This window comes from Nonomuraea solani, assembly GCF_900108335.1.
GTDB lineage: Bacteria > Actinomycetota > Actinomycetes > Streptosporangiales > Streptosporangiaceae > Nonomuraea > Nonomuraea solani.
The window spans coordinates 648538-667648 of sequence record NZ_FNVT01000005.1; the positions used below are offsets into that span (position 1 = coordinate 648538).

The 19111-nt window shown below is 64.7% G+C and carries 7 protein-coding genes and 1 pseudogene; 6 read left to right on the forward strand and 2 right to left on the reverse strand.

Features of this window, described 5'->3' with window-relative positions; translation table 11 throughout:
- The first annotated feature begins 80 nt into the window (after positions 1-80).
- The 6 genes and pseudogenes from C4V41_RS22750 to C4V41_RS22775 all read left to right on the forward strand — a co-directional run bounded on the left by C4V41_RS22750 (position 81) and on the right by C4V41_RS22775 (position 10473).
- On the forward strand, positions 81-872 hold the full coding sequence (locus C4V41_RS22750) for a DUF4194 domain-containing protein (protein ID WP_160150360.1): 792 nt from the start codon (positions 81-83) through the stop codon (positions 870-872).
- Entirely contained in the window at positions 869-4279 is a 3411-nt protein-coding gene (locus C4V41_RS22755) for an ATP-binding protein (RefSeq protein ID WP_103957893.1), read from the forward strand. The genes C4V41_RS22750 and C4V41_RS22755 overlap by 4 nt, the downstream gene beginning before the upstream one ends.
- Complete coding sequence (locus tag C4V41_RS22760) at positions 4276-5436, forward strand: Wadjet anti-phage system protein JetD domain-containing protein (RefSeq protein ID WP_103957894.1); 1161 nt, start codon at positions 4276-4278, stop codon at positions 5434-5436. Before C4V41_RS22755 ends, C4V41_RS22760 begins: the two co-directional genes overlap by 4 nt.
- A gap of 860 nt (positions 5437-6296) precedes the next feature.
- Entirely contained in the window at positions 6297-8480 is a 2184-nt protein-coding gene (locus C4V41_RS22765) for an ATP-dependent nuclease (RefSeq protein ID WP_103957895.1), read from the forward strand.
- Positions 8477-8788, forward strand: a pseudogene (locus tag C4V41_RS66150) (UvrD-helicase domain-containing protein); the annotation flags it as partial. The gene C4V41_RS22765 and the pseudogene C4V41_RS66150, both read left to right, overlap by 4 nt.
- Before the next feature lie 14 nt (positions 8789-8802).
- Positions 8803-10473: a UvrD-helicase domain-containing protein gene (locus C4V41_RS22775; RefSeq protein WP_327537465.1), complete on the forward strand. Its 1671-nt coding sequence runs from the start codon at positions 8803-8805 to the stop codon at positions 10471-10473.
- A gap of 599 nt (positions 10474-11072) precedes the next feature.
- On the opposite strand, the gene C4V41_RS22780 is transcribed toward C4V41_RS22775, so the two are convergent.
- Positions 11073-12215, reverse strand: a complete 1143-nt coding sequence (locus C4V41_RS22780; RefSeq protein WP_103957898.1) for a tyrosine-type recombinase/integrase — start codon at positions 12213-12215, stop codon at positions 11073-11075.
- 485 nt (positions 12216-12700) lie between these two features.
- Entirely contained in the window at positions 12701-19039 is a 6339-nt protein-coding gene (locus C4V41_RS22790; RefSeq protein WP_146103742.1) for an RHS repeat domain-containing protein, read from the reverse strand.
- Between the last annotated feature and the right edge of the window lie 72 nt (positions 19040-19111).

Consider the following 19111-nt stretch of genomic DNA (forward strand, 5'->3'; position numbering starts at 1 on the left):
CACCTTCCTGGCCCCTACCGCCTTGCTGTCCTCCCACCACGCCGAACGACTCGGCGCCGCAATTGATGAGGGACTCCCCGATGCTTGAGCCCAATCCGTCGGAGACCGACGACCGCCCAAAGGAAGCGCCGAGCGGATACGACGAGCAATCCTCGGCGACAGGCGAGGATCTCTCCGACGACAGCGACGCCGACCGATCCACTCTCGCCCTGTTCTCCGGCGACGAAGGTGGCCTGTCTCTTGAGCAACGGCGCGCGCTGGTGTGCCTGATGCGGAACAAGTTCGTCTCCGCCACAGGCAACCCCGCCGAGTGGCGCGCCATCCGCGAACACAGCCAGCTGATCAAGTCACGGCTTAACGATATGTTCCTCGACTTGCACTTGGACCTGCAGCACGAGGTTGCCTACAAGCGGAAGGTCATCTCCGATGGCGCCGACTTCCCCACCCTGCTGCAAAACACCGCCTACACCCGCGAGGAGACGATCCTGCTGGTGTATCTGCGGCACCGGTACCGCGTCGAGCAGCAGGCCGGCCACGACGACGTCACAGTCGATCGGCAGGAATTGCTCGATTACATCGCCACCTTCCGGCCAACACATGCCACCGACCGGTCTCGAGACAAGGGGCGCGCAGAGAAAGCTGTCGACAACATGGTCGCCAGCCGGGTCCTGACCCGAACCAACGACGCTGACCGGCTGCGGATCTCCTCAGTCATCGCTGTCCTGCTGCCGCTTGCCCGGTTGGCCGAGCTGCATGAGTGGCTAATCGCCAAGAACCGCGGCCAGGGCTCGCCCGCCGAGGACCTCGACACCGACATCGACGATGAGCTGCAAGTCGTGGAAGACGCGGTGGAGATGGAGGCGCTGGGGTGACCGTGCATCAGGACGCGATGTTCTATATCCCTGGGGCTGACGCCGGCATCACGCAGTGGAAGGTGGAGGCTCTTCAGCTGGTCAACTGGGGCGGATTCTCCGGCCACGCCAGTGTGTCGTTCTCGCCCACTTCGACGCTGCTGTCGGGGGCGTCCGGCACGGGAAAGTCGACGCTCCTGGACGCCTACATCGCCGTAATGATGGACTCCTCGGTGCCGTTCAACGGGGCCTCCAACGACGCGACCGTCGGCCGGGCCCGCAGCGCTGACCAGCGCAGTCTGCTGTCCTACCTGCGCGGCAAGCAAGACATCGGGCGGGACAGCGCCACCGGGGAACTCGCCGACCAGGTGCTGCGGGGACAAAACAGCGCCACCTGGGGCGCGATCGCGCTGACATTCATTGATGATAGGCAGCGGCGCTACACCGTTGCGCGGCTGTACTACGTTCCGCGCTCGGCGGTACGCGACAGTGACCTGGTCCGCAAGATGTGCACAATCGACGGCGCCATCGACCTGCGTGCCCTGGAACGTTTCGCTGCCGACAAGTTCGATCGGCGTTCGGTGACCGCCGCGTTCTCGAACCTGAGCATGCACGACAGCTACAGCGCGTTCTCGCAGGCATTCTTCACTCGCCTGGGCATCGGCGTCGGCGGCGACGGCGCCCGGGCGCTGCGGCTGCTGGCCCGCATTCAGGCCGGCCACCAGGTCAGCTCCGTCAACGACCTGTACACCGCCATGGTGCTGGAGTTGCCCGGCACCTATGCCGCAGCGGATGCGGCGCTGGAGCACTTCGGCGACCTGGAGGACGCCCATACAGCGATGGCCACCGAGGAAGCCAAGGCCAGAGTTCTGGAGCCGATCCCGGGACTGAACGACACCCGTGAAGCCGAGTTGGCCAAAGCCCGGCTCATTGACGGCTTCGGCATCCACATCGTGTCCAGTGATTCGCCGTTCGGCCTGTGGAAGCTGACGTGCGAGGAGAAGCTGCTGGAGACGGCCGAGATCACGAACCGCGTCCAGCACGGCGAAGCCAAGACCGACAAAACCGTCGCGGAGAAGCGGCGCACCGAGCTCACCGGCCGCAAGATCAACCTGGAAGCCGACCTGGGCAGCAATAAAGCCAACGCCACGATCACCGGCCTGGAGCGGGCCGTCGAGCAACTCGAACAGGATCGCGGGGCTGCCCGGTCCCGACGGCAGACCTTCGACACCAACACGCAGCGCCTACACCTGGCGTTGTCCAAGGAATCCGATTTCGCCGCCGCGCAGACCGCTGCCACAGCGTTTCTGGATAGCTACGAAGAAGCCGCAAAGGTCGCTCGCGACGAGCGAGACGCGATCAGAGACGAGGCCCGCGAGCCGCTGGCGCTCAAACGTGAACTGCTCGAGGAACAACGGTCCCTGTCCGGCCGCGCCGGCCGTATGGATCCCAAGCTCCACGCGATCCGCATGCAGATCGCCGAAGAAGCCGGCATCGATGCTGAGATGCTGCCGTTCGTCGGCGAACTCATCGACGTCCCGGCCGATCACCAGGGTTGGCGCAAAGCCATCGAGACCACCTTGTTCGGACTGGCCAGGGTAATGCTCGTCGACGCGAATCGGCTGGACCACGTGTCGAAGATCATCGATCCGCTGCGGCTGCGAGGGCGAATCAGCTTCGAAGGCGTAGACCTGACTGCCACAGCACGGCCACGTACCCGGCAGCCCGACCGGATCTCGGGGAAACTCGACTACAAAGACTCCCCGTTCACGGCGTGGGTCCAAAACCGCCTCACCGCTGACAACACCGACGCCTTGTGCGTGAAAAGCCCGGAGGGGCTGCGCGGCCCCGGCCTTCGTGTCACCGCAAGCGGCCAGACCCGGTCGGGTACCTCCGGCGCCCATGGCGAACGAGGTGCCCCTAACGTCATCGGCTTCACCAGCACCGAACGCCTCGCCGAGATCGCCGAGGACCTCGAGAAGATCGAGAAGATCCTGACCCGCCATGATCAAAAGCGGGCTGATGCCGACCGGAAGATCAACGCACTGGCCGACGATCGCGTGGCCTATGGCCACGTCCTAGCTGTCGCCCGCTTCAGAGACATCGACCCAGACGGCATCGAAAACGACATCCGGGCCAAGCAGCGGCTGCTTGAGGACATCCTCAAGGCCGACGACACGCTGCGCAAACTCCGCACCGACCTGGAAGGCGTCGAGCGGGAACTAGTGAAGGCGGACAAGGCCTACTACGGTGCCGACACCCGGATGGCAGAACTCGACAAGGCGTGGAATGAGCTGGTCGAACGAAAAGACGCCGTCAGCGGCACCATCGACCGGATCAACGCCCAACAGGCAGTCATCCTCACCAACGAGCAGACCGCGTACCTGAACACGGAGTTCGCCGAGGTAGCCACCGCCGACGATCTCGCCGGCTTTACCACGGGCGTCAAACGTCTCGAAAAGCGCTTGGCCGCATCCGCCGAGGAAGCCCGAGCCAAGGCGGAGCAAGCCACTCAGGCCCTGGGGACGGTGTTCAGCCACTACCAGCACACCTGGAATGACCCGAATCTGTCCGACTCCATCGACGACTACCCCTCCTATCGCAAGATCCTCGACGGGATCCTGACCACCGGACTTCACAAACGTCGCGAGGAGTGGACCAGACGCCTGACCGATTGGTCCGGCCAAGACCTCGTCCCTCTCGCCGGAGCGTTCGGCAACGCCATCAACGAGATCATCGATCGGCTCACACCCATCAACAACATCCTGGCCGGGCTGCCCTTCGGCGCACGCCGCGACCGGCTAAAGATCGAACTGCGGATCCTGAAGCGCGACGACATCACCAAGTTCAAACGCGAGCTCAATGCTCTGGCGCGCCTGAACGTCGACGGCATGACCGACAGTAACGTCCAAGCCGCCTTCGCCCGGCTTCAGGAGTTCATGAAGCAGATCCGCCCCGAGGGGCGGGGTAAGAACACTCGCGACTACTTCCTGGACATCCGCAAGCACATCAACGTCACCGCCGTCGCCTACGATGCCGAAGGGCGCGAGCGTGCCACCTTCGACAGGATCGGCGGAAAGTCCGGAGGCGAGGCCCAGGAACTGGTCGCATTCATTGTCGGGGCCGCGCTGCGCTTCCAACTCGGCGACGACGAGAACGTCCGGCCCCGCTACGCCCCGGTGTTCCTCGACGAAGGGTTCGTCAAAGCTGACAGCGAGTTCACCGGCCGCTCGGTCGATGCGTGGAAGGGCCTGGGATTCCAGCTGATCATCGGAGCGCCGTTCGACAAGTTCACCTCGTTGGAGCCCCACGCCGACCGCGTACTGCTGATGGTCAAGAGTCCCAAGGGCTACTCGTCGGTCAACGCGATCGAACCGAGGTTGCAGATTCCCGCCCAGCAGAACCCTGATGATGAGGGGCCGGCGTGAAGACTCCGGATCAGGTTGTCGCCGACGCCCGACGAAGGCTGGAGAACACCTGGCACGACCAGGCCGTCGGAGCCGGCCAGGCGTGGCCGCACAAGTTCCCGCTGAGCGTGCCCGGCAAGAAGGACGCGCTGGAAAGCGGATGGCAGAAGACCATTCACCCGCTGATCCGTACCTGGCGCGACTGGGTCGCGCAACACCCCGTCCGACTGCACACCGCGTCGCGGCAAGTTTTCACCACCATCCAAGACGTGCCCAGCCACCTGGAGATCTTTACCCCCGACGATGCAGCCGCCGTCGTCGGCGGCGACTGGGCCGAACGACTCGAACGCTGCCGACGCCGAGCAGCGTTGCTCGCAGACGTCTTCCCCGCCGCGCCTGAGCCACAACGCATCATCCGAGCCGTGGACGGCCACACCGACACCGACTTCGCCCTGCTGCTGGAAGTCGCCACTTGGTTCACCCGCAACGACGCCTCCGGCTACACCCCACGGCAAGTCCCCATCCCAGGCGTACACGCCAAATGGCTCAACACCCACCAGCCGCTGATCCTGAACCTCGCATGCCGGGAAAGCCTCGGCCTGCTGCCGGCCCACCCACCACGGATCCACTTCACCTACCTCGATCCCGGCCATCTCGCGACCGGCGGGCGCCGCCACGACAGCGCGACCGTCGGCGACACGTTCGCACCGGTGTATCAGCCGGACCTTGTGATCGTCTCCGAGAACAAGGACACCGCGATCCACTTCCCGCCGCTACCCGATGGCATCGCCGTGGAGGGGGACGGGTTCGGCGGCAAAGCCGCAGCGTCCTTCAGCTGGCTCACCAGCTCACGCCACCTGTTGTATTGGGGCGATCTCGACGCCTACGGCTTCGAGATTCTCAACGGCTGGCGCGACGACGGAGTCCTAGCCACCAGCATCCTCATGGACCAGGCAACCTACGACACCTACGAACCTTTCGGCACCAACACCGACCGCAAAGGCAAGCCACTACAGCCTGGGATCCCGAAACCCTTACCACACCTGACTGACGCCGAGCGGGCGGTGTATGAGCGCTTACTTGAGCCGGCACTTCAGGGTCATCGGCGAATCGAGCAGGAACGCGTCCCCTTGAGCGTAGCGAACGCAGCAGTACAGGCGGCCATCAGGGACATTTGAGGTCAACATCGACCCGGAATCTTGCAACGCGGGTGCTTACCGGCCTCCAGTAGCCCGCAGAGCCATTCGGCGCCAACGCGCGGCATTCGTCCTGGCCAGCAGCACTGTAAGACGCTCGAGCACGCCGTAGGCGATGGACTCGATCTGGCCTCCCCACATTAGGAACGCGTCTCAGCCGTCAACCGCCACACGGTCGGTCTGTCCAGTTGTACAGTCCCTTCATCGTCCTGTCCCTCGGGCTGGTGGACAGACGGCTGTCGGGCCGAATAGGTCATCAACGTCCCGCGCCGGGAGCTCCTGGACCGGAGCGTGATCCTCAACGAACACCACCTTCGTATTCCGCGAGCATCTGATCCTCTACAACGGGCACCATCCGCACCAGCCTCGGAAACAAGTCCGCCGGACAACGCAACGCAGCCTGCCTGCGACACGACCGACCCCACCGAACTTACGATCTATTCGCCGAAAGCTCTTCGTCACGGGAACGATCAACGAACACCGCAGCGCCTCATAACCACAGCTCAAGCCCATAACCCTATATTCGAGCACCACACCATGCTGGTGGCTTCTGCTTGGACTCCGGCGAGGCCGCCTGCGACGTCACGTACCTACTGCTTCTAGGCTGCTCTTATCTCGCATAAACGACTGTCCGAAATCTGCCGGATGCCCCCGATCGCCGGATTGCCAGTCCATCGCATGAGACAGCAGTCCTGAAGCGTGCCTATTGTTAAACTAGTGACGTGCCCCCTATCTCAGTGTGTACGATCCATCACGGTTGGTCAGAATCTCGTCGGTCGCGCCGTGAGACCGCTCACACTGGCCGCCGTGACGATCGAGCAGGATGCGGTGAGAGGTAGCACGTGCACGTCCAGTCACTTCACATTCGAAATTTCCGTCGACTGAAGCATGTCCAAGTTGACCTGGAAACAGGAACGACTATCTTCGTCGGCGCCAACAACAGCGGAAAGACCTCCGTCTCACATGCTCTACAGTGTTTCCTGAGCGGAAAAGAAACATTCTCTCTGTACGACTTCAATGCCGACTGCTGGCCCATCTTCAATCATCTTGCCGAGCAGATCTCGGTTGAGGAACCAATTTTCCCGCGCATATCGCTGGACATTTGGTTCGCCGTCGACGCAGACAGCCTTCACCGCGTGAAGAATCTGATCCCCACACTTGATTGGGAACAGGCGCCCGTTGGCATCCGACTGGAATACGTTCCGAAGAACGACGCATCTCTGCTCAACAACTACCGTACAGCACGGGCGAACGCGACACCTCAGACACGAGAAACGGCTTACAAATCGTGGCCACAGCACATGACGGCGTATCTAGAGAAGCGTCTACGAACCGAATATGAAGTTCGCTATTTCGTCCTCGACCACACTAGACTCGATGACGATGGGGAATATCCTGAGGACTACCGTCCCGCGCCATTTATCTCGACCGCTGAAGGACAGCGCGTGCTGGCGTCGCTACTCCGGGTCGACTTCATGGACGCCCAGCGACATCTTTCCGACACTTCTTCACACGGCCGCGCCGAGGATCTATCCAAGAAGCTCAGCAGTTTCTACCGGCGCAACCTCGAAAAGTACCAAATCCATCCGGAAGCACTCAACACTTTGGCCGCCTCTGAGGCGAGCCTCAACGAACACTTCGCCGCGGTCTTCGATAGCACCCTGAACAACATCCGTACGCTTGGTTATCCCGGATTCTCTAACCCGGAGATTGTAGTCAAAACATCCCTCAAGCCAGAGACATTGGTGCACGAGAACGCAGGAGTGCACTACGTTCTGCCCGGCCTGCCAGGGAGTTCTGATGGCCAACCAGCAACGCTGCCGGATCGCTACAACGGGCTTGGCTTCAAGAACCTCATCTACATGGCGGTCGAGATACTCGACTTCCACAATGCATGGCTGGAAATAGAGGACGATCGTCCACCTGTACATCTGGTCATGATCGAGGAGCCAGAGGCGCATTTGCACGCCCAACTACAGCAGGTCTTTACTCGCAAGATCAGAGGAATCTTGCGCGATCCACAAGGCTGCAACACGCAGCTAGTCCTCACGACGCACTCGGCACATGTCATTTACGAGAGTAGCTTCCGCCCGATCCGCTATTTCCAGCGACGTGATGGAGGAGCCGGTGTCCCTGATACCGATGTCAAGAATCTCTCGCTCTTCCACAACGGGGAGGCAGAGTCCTCCCGTGACTTCCTTCTCCAGTATTTCAAGCTCACCCACTGCGACTTGTTTTTCGCAGACGCAGCCGTCTTCATCGAGGGAAACGTAGAGCGTCTGCTCCTACCTCTCATGATCGAAAAGGAAGCTCCCGAGCTCAAATCATGTCACTTGACACTGCTGGAAGTGGGCGGAGCCTTCGCTCACAAATTCCAAAACCTCATTCAGTTCTTGGGACTCACCACCCTTATCGTCACCGACCTCGACAGCGTCCTGCCGAAGGCGCAACCCTCCACCGATGAGACTGACGACGATGACCCCGAGGTCGCGACGCGGGTGTCACACTCCTCGGGTACGCCGTGCCTCGCAGGAACCTCTGATGCCGTTACTGACAACCCGATCCTCATCTCTTGGGTTCCCTGCCGCACGTCGGTCACCGACCTCTTGGCGGCCACAGACGAAGAAAAACTCGCCAAATCCTTGTCCTATGTAAGGGTGGCCTACCAAACATCCGCGAGTACGGAGTGGCAGGGTCAGAGCGAGAGCACTACTGGTCGCACTCTGGAGGAGGCATTCGCTCTGCAAAACCTCCAGTGGACGCAGGATGACAAGCAGGCGGATCTTGGACTGCGTGTGGTCAAGCGTCGCGAGGCATCACCCGATATCAGCGAAATGCAGGACCGGATTTTCCGCCGAGTACGCAACTTCGACAAGACCCGATTTGCTCTGAATCTCATGACCGCCGATATGAGCGCCTGGGTGACGCCAACCTACATTGCCGTAGGACTCCGGTGGCTGTCGTCGCAGTTGGGTGCCGAAGTGATCGAGGTGGCCTCCAATCCCAAGGTGGGCACTGACGTATGACCTCTCGCATCGCCTCACCGGATACCTCTGCCGATCGGGAGCTGCGTACGCTGCTCAACCGGAGGCCGCTTCAGTGCTTCCGAGTTGTCGCTGGTGCAGGCTCCGGCAAGACCACCACTCTGGTTAAGGCTCTGGCGCACGTCGCCGCCTCGCACGGCAAGACCCTACGCGCCAGATCGCAGAAGATCGCCTGCATCACCTATACCGACATTGCGGCCGAAGAGATCCGCTCCGATGTAGAACAAGGCTCCATCTTTCACGTTTCGACCATCCACACTTTCCTCTGGACTCTGATCAATCCGTTCCAGCACGACATAGCGTCGTGGTCACTGAGCGCATCCAGGAAAGGATGGCAGCAGACATTGAGGCCGAGCAGGGCTTCAGTAACCGCGTCGGTGCCAAGCGGCGCCTGGAGACGAGAAAACGCATCGAACGTTATGAGCGGCAGGCCAAAGAGGTCGTTTCTGTTCGTCGCTTCACATACGGTACGGGCAGCAACTACGGCAAAGGAATAATCGGGCACGATGACGTCATAAAGCTGGCGACGGCGATGCTGGCACGCCACCCCCTTTTGGCCCAGTTGACAGTCGCCGAGTATCCTTACATCTTCGTCGATGAAAGCCAGGACACATTTCCGGCCGTTGTGGATGCCCTCAGGGGACTCGCACTTCAGCACGAGGGCAAGCTCTGCTTGGGATTCTTCGGTGATCCCATGCAGCGAATCTATGCAACGGGCGTCGGTTCGATCGACCTCGACCCAGGCTGGAAGGACATCAAGAAGCCCGAAAACTTCCGCTCACCCTCGCAGGTCCTGACGGCGATCAATGCCATCCGCTCAGGCGGCGACAACCTGGTGCAGAAATCGGGACTGCCTATCGGGAAGCAGCGCGAGGGAGATGTCGCAGTCATCGTCGCCCCTCGCACCCAGGACAGCCTGATAACCCTGCACGAGGTTCGCCGTTGGCTGGCCGACCGACACAGCTCTGACACCTGGCTGAACGATGACGCTCAGTCGGCACTCAAAGTGCTCGTGATCACTCACCGTATGGCCGCTCGACGACTCCGTTTCGAGACTCTCTATGCCTGCTTCCATGATGGCGCGTCAACCAGCCTGAGTGAAGCTTTCGACGAGGGCACGGCCTGGCCTCTCACACCGTTCCGCACGGCGATTCTTGCCATGGCAGCCACCCCAGCGAACTCCTCCGACGCCATGACGCTGCTCCGTACTCACTCCCCTCGCATCCAGGGCATCCGCGCCGGCGACGATCTCACCACCATCCTTAGTTCGCTCAAGCATGGCCTCACCGAACTTGCAGGCGTCGTAGCAAAAGGGGGCCCGGGCTCAGTCGGGAAGGCCCTGCGGATCGTCTCCAGTTATGACCTTATCGAACTCGACGAGCGGTGGGTAGATCATCTGGCCACCAGCGGCGCCAGCGACATATCCCCTGGGGCCAACGGTGACAGCGAGGTGCTTGATGCCTTCATGGCTTGCGACATCCACGAGTTGCAGGGTTACTTCAACTATGTGCGCCGCGAGTCGCCGTACTCCACACAGCAAGGCGTAAAAGGCTCCGAGTTTCCCAATGTTCTCGTTGTCCTAGATGACGCAGAAGGCACACACTCTCACTTCTCCTACGACAAGCTATTCGGTCTGCGAAATCTCTCTAAAGCCGATGAGACAGCGCGTCAAGAAGGCCGCGACAGTGTCCTGGAGAGGACGCGCCGACTACTTTATGTCTGTTGCTCCCGTGCTACTGAGTCGCTCACCGTTCTGCTGTATACGGACGACGTTCCAGATGCGCTGGAGGCTCTCCGACGATCCTCGATCGGCGCCGCTGGTCTAGTCCTTGACTTCGGCGAGATCGGAATAGGGTGCCCAGGCAGACCTGGCCCCCAACAAGGCTGGCCTCTCGTCAACGCCGGGCAAGCGAGCGACCTCCAGTCTACGCATGACACCAAAGCTCAAAGGACCGAGCAGACGCCGCCGAACTGAGAGTTCCCCGTAGCGTGGGTCGATCCCGTAGCAACCCACGCAGTTGAGGTGGGCGTGGCCCAGCGGGGACAGCCGAGCCACGTCCTAGTCCTTGACCGTGCGCCTGACGAAACTCCATCCATGCAGTTCAAGTGGCATGTGGCTGCTCGTGAGGAACGCCGCTGAGTCGGTCTCGTCGGCGTATGTTCAGGTCAGCGATTCGCTCTGGATCCCTGATTGGATCGAGGACGGTGCGCAGCGGGATCGCTTGGGCCGGGCTTGATTGTGCTCGCGAAGGGAGAGAAGCGCCATCCTGTTGGCCGCTCATTCGACGTAGTGTGGTTGCTCATCGGCTGCTCGTGCACGTTCGATCGCCGAGGAGACCTGGTCCTGTTTGGTGACGATTCACTCAATGGAATGCGAACAAATGGCGCATGATGCCGACGGCAAAGGAAGTGGGGTTGCTCGGTGGTTGCTCGCGTGTACGCGAAACGACCCGGCACGCATGGCAACTACCCGGCACGACGGCGTCGATATTTGCGGCTAGAATTAGACGAAACGGCATTTCGCGACGCCCGGCGGCATTTAAGAAACGCACTCATAATCCGTGGGTCGTGGGTTCAAGTCCCACCCGCCCTACTCTCTATCGTGGCGTTGACCTGGTGTTTCTTCGCCTCACCCGAATCCGTAGGTCGCCCATCTTGCCGTTGGGAGACCGTTGGGAGACCGCCAGTTTCGGACGCCTCCGTCGTAGCCGCCGCGCGAGGCACCAGAGCGACGCTCGCATGGGCCAGCTCCGGCAGCACCGTCGTGTACAAGTCGCTCGTGATCCCCTGGCTGGAGTGCCGCAGCATCGCCGACGTCGTCTTCATGTCGTTGCCCGCTGCCAGCGACAGCGTGGCCGCGCAGTGCCGGAGGTCGTGAAGGCGGATCGGCGGGAGCCCGGCCGCGAACGCGAGCCGCTCGAAGTGCTCACTCACCCAGTCCAGCGTCAACTCCGTGCCGTCCTCCCGGGTGAAGATCCGCCCGCTGTCTTGCCAGCCCTCGCCCCAGGCACGCTGCTCTTCGAGCTGACGCGCTCCGCTCGCTCGCAGCGCGGCCACCGTGCCAGAGTCCAACGCGATCGGCGCGTCGGACGAGTCCGTCTTCGGCGCTCCTTCCTTCACCGCCTTACCCACGTTCGACAACTGCTTGGCAACCAGCAAGGTGCCCTCGTCCAGGTCGAGATCGACCCTCCGGGCGCCGCACGCCTCGCCGCGGCGCAGCCCCCGGAACGCGATCAGGTGATACAGCGCGTATAGCCGGTCGTCGGCCGCGTAGTCGAGGAACGCGCCAAGCTGCGCGGGCGTCCAGATCATCACCTTCGACGGCCGCGGCGTGGCCAGCCAGATCCTGAACCGTTCGAGCGGCTTCTTCGGCTGGACCGGTGCAGCGCGCTCGGCCGCGAACCTCTGCTCGAACGCGACATTGAACGCCTCGACCCGCGCCTTCGTCCACACCACTCCCTTCGCCTTCTGCCCGCCGTCCAGCTTGACCAGCGCCGCGGCGTTGAACGTGACCACGTGTTCGCGCATCGCCGCGGCCAGCACGGTCCGGATGGTCGCCAGGATCCGCTGCTTCGTCACCGGCCCGGTCGGCCTCATGCCGCGCACGGACGCCCGCACCTGCGGATCGTCGGACTCGCGGGCGGCCAGCAACGCCTCGTTCTTCTCATCGATCCGGGCGAACACCTTCTCGACCACCGGCACGAACAGCTTGTCCATCCGCACCCGCACCTTCTCCCGCGCTCCGTCCCCGGCCCCCTCGCGGCCCGCGACCCCTCGGCCGTCCGGCCTTCCGCCACCGGCGTGCCGCAGCCGCGGCCGACCGTGACCGTCACCAAGGAGGTGACCCTCCCGCCCTCAACGCCGCGCACCCGATATCAGGGCGGCCCGGAGGAGCCACCCGGCGCCCGGACATCACCGGCGGGCCGGCCGCGCTCCTCGCCCACCTGCCACACCTGGGCGATTGCCACGACGACCCCCGAAAGGCTGACCTCGTGCACGAACGCGCGCCCGGCCGCCGAGGCGGCCGGTGACGGGCGGGCCGGTGGCGGGCGGGCCGGTGGCGGGCGGGCCGGTGGCGGGCGGGCCGGTGGCGGCCGCCGCGGCCGCGCTCGCCGTCGCCGTGATCGCCTTCCTGATCGTGGATCGGCTGCGTGACCCTCGCCGCCGCCACGGGCTGGCGCTTCTCGACTCCTCGGGGAAACTCAGCGGAAGGGGCTGGCCAGTTTGTTCATGCCGTCCTCGAAGCCGCCCTTGAAGGTGTTGTAGGTGGCCCACAGACCTTCTTGGACGATGTCTGCGGGGTTGCGCAGCCGTACGGCCTTCGTTCTGCCCTGTTCGAAGGTGCCGCGCACCCGGGCCTGGTCTTCAGTGAAATGGTGCACGCGATGCGACGCTCCGCCGGAGACCTCGTAGCCGCCGCCCTTGAGGTTGCCGTCGCTGTCGGTCACCACGACACCCGCGAAACCCAGGCCCACGCCTTTGCGTGCGTACTCGAGCGCGTAGTAGCGGTCCCACGTGTTCGGCGTGGTGTTCCATTTCTCGATGGGCCCCTTTTTGAACATGTCGCTGGCGGTGACATCGAAGCCGATCCCGGTGGACATGCCCTTCTTGTAGGTGGCGGCCAGGCCGATGCCCTGACTGTCGAAGACCACGCATCCCTCGATCCCGAACGACGCGGTCAGCTTGCCCACCAGTCCCACGCACCGGCCGACGGAGCCCTTCGGCTTGCTGGGCGCCGGCGGTTTCGGCTCCGGCGTCCGGGGGGTCAGATCAGGGATGCCGGGCTGCCGGAGCAGCGGCTTCTTGCCCGGCTCGACCGGCCCCTGGAGATAGGCCCACCGGCGGGCGGCGGTGTACCACGCGGTGGTGACCCGGTAGAAGTAGTGGGTGAAGAAGTTCAGCCACACGTGCACCAGGTAGGTGACCTTCTGCCTGAGGTAGTCGTAGTTGCCGTACCGCACCCAGTACTGGCGCACGCCGATGACATAGTAGTTGACGTAGGGGAAACGGCCGTCCGGGTCGGACAGGGTCGTGGGGTTGTTGTCGGCGTAGTTGTAGCCGTTCATCTGCTGTGAGCGGCCCATCTCGATCTCAGGATCCACCGAGACGAAGCGGCCGGTGTTCGGGTCGTAGCCGCGCGCGCCGAGCGTCGTGAGGTCGGTGGTGGAGTCGACGATGCCGCCGACGAATCCCCTCTCGTTGCCGGTGGGCCACTGCCCCTTATCTGCCCTGATCTGGCCGAACGGGGTGTAGCGGCGCCGGCTCACCGAGCCGTCGGTCGCGTTGATGGCCAGCTCGGCGGTGCCGTGGTGGTCGTTGACGAGGAAGGTGACGCCGGCACTGGTACGCATGGCGTTGCGGGAGTAGCGGGCGGCCTTGGCCGTGCTCTGGCCCTTCGCCAGCCGTACCTCCAGGTCGGGCAGGTAGAGGGTGGTCCCGGCCGGGTCGCGGCGCAGCAGTCGCTCGCCGTCGGCGGTGTAGAGGAAGGTGGTCTCCCCCTTCTTGTCGTCGACGACCTTCACCAGCTCACCCTCGGCGTCCCAGTGCAGCGTCTGGTTGCCTGAGGAGGTCCTGCGCTCGGTGGTGTTGCCCATCGGGTCGTAGCCGTAGGACTCGGGGTTGCCGCTCACCTCGGCCAGCTGGTGTCCCTTGTACTTCGGGTCGACGCCGGGGTTGCCGGCGTAGCGGTAGCCGCGCGTCGCGCTCTGGGCGCCGCCCGATGGTCCCGCGCCGTAGTGCGTCTCCCCGGTCCGGTTGCCGGTGTCGTCATAGGTGTAGTTCACCCGGTACGGCGCCAGCCCGGAGATCGTGGCCTGACCAGGATCGGCCGCGCACGCGGAGCCTTCCTGGGTCCAGGCGTCGACCAGCCGCTGCAGGTCGTCATAGCGGAAGCACTGGTTGTCCACGCCGTCTCTGGAGGTGTCGACGGCCTGCAGGAGGTTGCCGGAGTCGGTGTAGCGGTACTCCACGCTCCGGTCTGTCCCTGCGGTGCCGGCGTGCGCCGTGGTGGCCTTCTGCAGCCGCTGCGTGCCGTGCTCGTAGGTGAAGGTCTGGTCCACCTGCTTGCCCGCGGCGCCGATCGACAGGCGCTGGCCGATCTGCTTGCCGGTCTTGGTGTAGTCGACGCCGACGAGGTAGGTCGACAGGTTGGAGGCCGTCGCGACCAGGCGGCCGAGGTCGTCGTAGGTGAAGGCGGTGTTCTCCGCCGGCAGGTCGCCGGCGGCCGGGCTGCTGGAGGCCTTGACGCTGCCGTCCAGGTTGTAGCTGGTGTCAAAGACGTAACCGCCCTCCGGGGCCAGTGCTCCTTCGGTGTCGGGGAGCAGGATGCGCCTGCGCGTGGGGCGGTTCAGGTTGTCGTAGATGTCGACCTGGGTGGTGTACCTGGCCGTCCCCACGATGCGGGTGGAGCTGGTGGGCTGGCCCCTGCGCACCGTGTCATACACCCACTCGGCGACCTTGACGCCGGGGCTGGCCGCGGTGGCGTCGTACAGACCGATTCTGCGGCCGATGCCGTCGTAGGTGACCGAGAGCTTCTTGCCCCGGCTGTCCTCGGTGAGGACGAGCTGGTCCAAGTCGTTGTAGGCGAACTTGGTGACACCCTTGTCAGGGTCGGACGTCTGGATCTTGCGGCCGCGCAGGTCGTAGGTCGTCGTCCAGACGTGACCGCCGGGCCCGGTGACCGAGGACTCCAGCCCGCGGTGGTCGTAACGGAAGAGCGTGGCCACGTGGCCGGCGGTCCGATGCTCGCGGACCTCGGTCTTGCGGTCGTGCGCGTCGGCGAAGGTCGTGACGGGCGTGCCGCCCGGCGGTGGGATCACCTTGCTCCAGTTCCCGCCATACTCGTAGCTGGTGCGCCACTTCTCCTGTACGTCACTGCTGCCCACCAAGAGCCGGTCGGCCGTCTTGCGCCCCTGGCCGTCGTACTCGTAGACGTGCTGGGTCTCGATCTTGCCGGGATCCGCCACGCCGAAGACCTCCGGCCTCGGCTCGCCGTCGGCGTAGTAGGCCTCGTAGGTGCGGTCCACCTGACCGGCCGCGTTGTAGAAGGTGTCGGAGATCAGCCGCCCCTTGGCCGTGCCGTCCCGTCCCGCCGCCTGGAGCTGCCGCAGCCGCAGCCACCCGTCGTACAGCGTGTAGGAGAGTTCCTGGTCGCCTTCGGCGGTGAGGGACTTGGTGGAGACGGCCACCACCGCGTCGCGCCGGATGAGGTAGTCGAACTCTTTGTCCGGCACGGCAGAGCTGGGCCGCCCGCCCAGCCACACCTTGATCAGGTGGCCGGCGGCGTTGTAGTGGACGGTGGTGGTCTTGCCTCCCGCGTCGGTGTCGCTGACCGGGCTGCCCCACGCCGGGTCGAGCACCTTGACGGTGGTGTGCGAGGTGGAGGTGTCACCGGCCGTCGCCGGGGGGCTGATCACTTCGGTCTTCGTAGTCAGGCCGTGGGACTCGGTGTACTTCGTGGTCGTGGTCCTGCCCGCGGCGTCGGTGACAGTCTCCGGCCGGCCGTACGCGTCGTACGTGGTGCGCGCCACGGCGAGAGGAGTCACGGTGGTCGCCGTGGCCTGCTTCGCCTTCTCCACGAGGGTGGCGTCACCCAGGGTCGGCGCCCCTTTGAAAGTGCCGTTGTCGTAAGTGGTCCGCTCGTCCGAGATCAGGTCCTTGGCCAGGTCCGGAGTGTCGGCGCAGCGCCGTGCCACGGTTCTGACCTGGGCGGGTTTGGCCAGAACGCGGTCACCATCGGGGGTGAACGTCGTGGTGACGCACTTCTCGTCGCCGGTGACGGCCAGGTCGCCTTCGTCGTCCACCTGGCTGGGCGCGCCGGTGCTGAGGTTGAAGGCTTTGACACTCGATCTGGTCTCCCGCCAGCTGTTGTCGAGCTTCTTCAGGGTGCGGGTCCCACCGACGCCCGTGAGGTTGGCGGTAACGGTGATCGTGCTCTTGTCGATCGTGCGGGTGCGCGAGGCGGTCTGGTGGTGCCAGGGCTTGTTCATGGACTTGGCCACGGGCTCGCCGTCGGCCTTGGCGTAGGTGATCGTCTTGAGGGTCATGCCTTGGAGCGACTCGTGGTCGGGGTAGGAACCGCCCTCGCCGTCGCTGACGGTGACCTTCTTGACGCCGCCGTCGGCGTTCAGGCGATCACCGTCCATGCCCTGGAAGAACCAGTGGTCGGTCTGGGTCGGCGCGGCGCTGGTGGTGCCGCTGCGCACCCGGACCTTGTCGAAGCCCTGGTACTGCGACCAGGTGCGGTACTTCTCCTTGGTGAGCCCGTCGTCGTCGGCGAAGTGCCAGGCGGGGTTGCCGATGGTGTAGTCGTAGGCGGTGACCATGTCCGGTGAGCCGCCCGTGAGGTCGGTCTGCGCCAGCTGTGTCACCACGTACTTGTGGAACCAGTCCAGCGTCGGCTTGGCGTCGCCGCTGGTGCGCTCCCACAGGACGGGGAAGCAGCGCCGGTGGTTGGAGGACGGGCTCGGCGTGTCGCCGACGCGGCAGTCCGGCCTGGAGTAGTTGACGTCCAGGACGCCGCCGGTCTCGTTGCTGATGGAGCCGACCCGGTTCTTGATGAACGGCCCGACGTCGTCGCCCAGGGTGTCGACCCGGTTCGCCATCTGGGTGTAGGCGAAGCTCAGCGGCGGCATCACCACCGGTGCGGGTCCCGCGTGGCCCGTGTGGACGATCGACTTCAGCAGCAGCTGCCGGTCCACGTCCGCGGTGCCCCAGTCATGGGTGAACGACCAGGAGTCGACGGGACGGTGGCCGGACCCGTCACTCTGGATCACCTTGGTGGCGGCCTCCACGACCCGCTTGCGCGTCCAGAACGTGGGCGAGGACGCTCCCTTGTAGTCCTCGCACTTGGTGCCGGCCTTGCAGTTGAGGTCCCAGGGGACGTCCTCCCAGTAGGCCGGATGGTCGTCGATCTTCGACTCGGCGCAGTCCTCGGCCGAGCGCAGACACCGCTCGGCGACCTTGAAGTCGACCCGGGCCGGGGCACTGGCCGGGTAGGGGTTGTCGGCGTTCAGGCCGTACTCGACGCTCTTCAGGTAGCCGCCCCTGACGTAAGGCGTGTCGTCCTCGGCCCGCAGGTTGCGGCCGTAGCGGTTGCCCTCCTGCTCGTAGTAGTAGACGATCGCGTTGCCGTGCGGATCCTCGACGTAGTCGAGGTTCCACCGCCACGCCTGCTGGCACCACGACTTGGCGAAGGTGTCGTCGTGGCAGGGCTCACCGGAGTCGTTGCCGAAGATGGGCACGGTCCAGGTGGACTTGGTCTCGGCCTTGCCTGAGCCCCAGCCCTTCATCCGGTTCTTGCCGAAGTAGAAGCGCTTGCCGTCAGGCGCGGTGACCACCCAGTACTCGTTGTTGTCGTCGCCGTTGGCGGTGTCGGTGCCGGACCCGGACACCTTCTTGATCCTGGTGCCGTCGTCCTTGCGTAACCTCCATTCGCTCGCGCTGGACTGCACCAGCTCGCCGCCCTTGCCGCCGAGCGTCATCACCGCGTTGTCGTAGCCCCAGCACTGGTCCATCGGGTGCACGTCGTAGGTGTCGTCCTTGGGTACGCCGTCGTCCTTGCACGAGCGGTACTTGCGTTCGATGTAGCCGGGCCACAGGTCGAAGCCGTCCCCGACCTGCGAACCCTGGTTGTTGCTGCTGGAGGTGCGCCCGTCGATCGACGAGGAGGAGTACGCCACTCCCAGCGCGGGGGTGAGCCCGCCGGGCACCGGCGGCATGCGCAGCGGGTAGGACCACGCGAAGTCGCCGGTCTGGGTGCCGACCTGCCAGGTGGCCGAGGCCGCCAGCTCGGTCGCCTTGTAGTCGCCCTTGGAGCTCTCCGCGCCCGCGGCCGCCGCGAACACGGCCGGTTCGGCGGCGGTATCGATGTCGGCGGCGACCGTCTTCGCCCGAGTGTCGTTGGCCGACTGCAGTGGTGTGGCCGTGCGGCACCCTGGCAGGTCGGGGGTGGTCAGCGCGCACGCGGGCAGGCCCACGAGCCGCACCCGTGATCCGAACGCGCCGCCGAAGGCCTCGGCGAACCCGGAGTAGTCCAGCCGCAGGCCCACCTTGCCCGCTTGGGCGCCAGTCTGACTGACGGTGAACACCACGCCGCTGACGCCGGCGCGTGTGGCGGCAGCGTGGTCCAGCATTCGCACCCGTACCTTGCCGGGCTCGGCGCCGCGAGCCTGGGTGGCCGTCGCCGGGGCCTCCGGGGCGGAGACCCAGATCGGCAGCTCGCCCGCCCGCCGGGCGTCCCCCGCCTGCCGGGCGCGGGTTTCGCCGCCGAGTGTGACCTCGGCCTCCCCTGCGGCCGGCCAGCGAACGACCGGGTCGGGAGCGCGCGGGGTTTCCTTGCGTGGTGTGACCTTCAGGGATGTGCCGGGCACCACGATCTCGTGGTCGACCGGTCGGGGTGGAGCCTGGGTGGCGGCCCGGGCCATACCGTGCGTCGGTGTGGCCACGAGCAGCCCGGCGACGAGGGCGGGCGTGAGTCCTAAGGAAAGGAGCCGGCGGACCGGCCCGGTTCCCACCCGCGTCATGACACCGCGGACAGTCATGCGAAACCTCCGAGCGAGTCGTGGGATCAGGCAGGACGCGGGCCGGTGGTGCTGCCACCGGCCCGCGTCGGG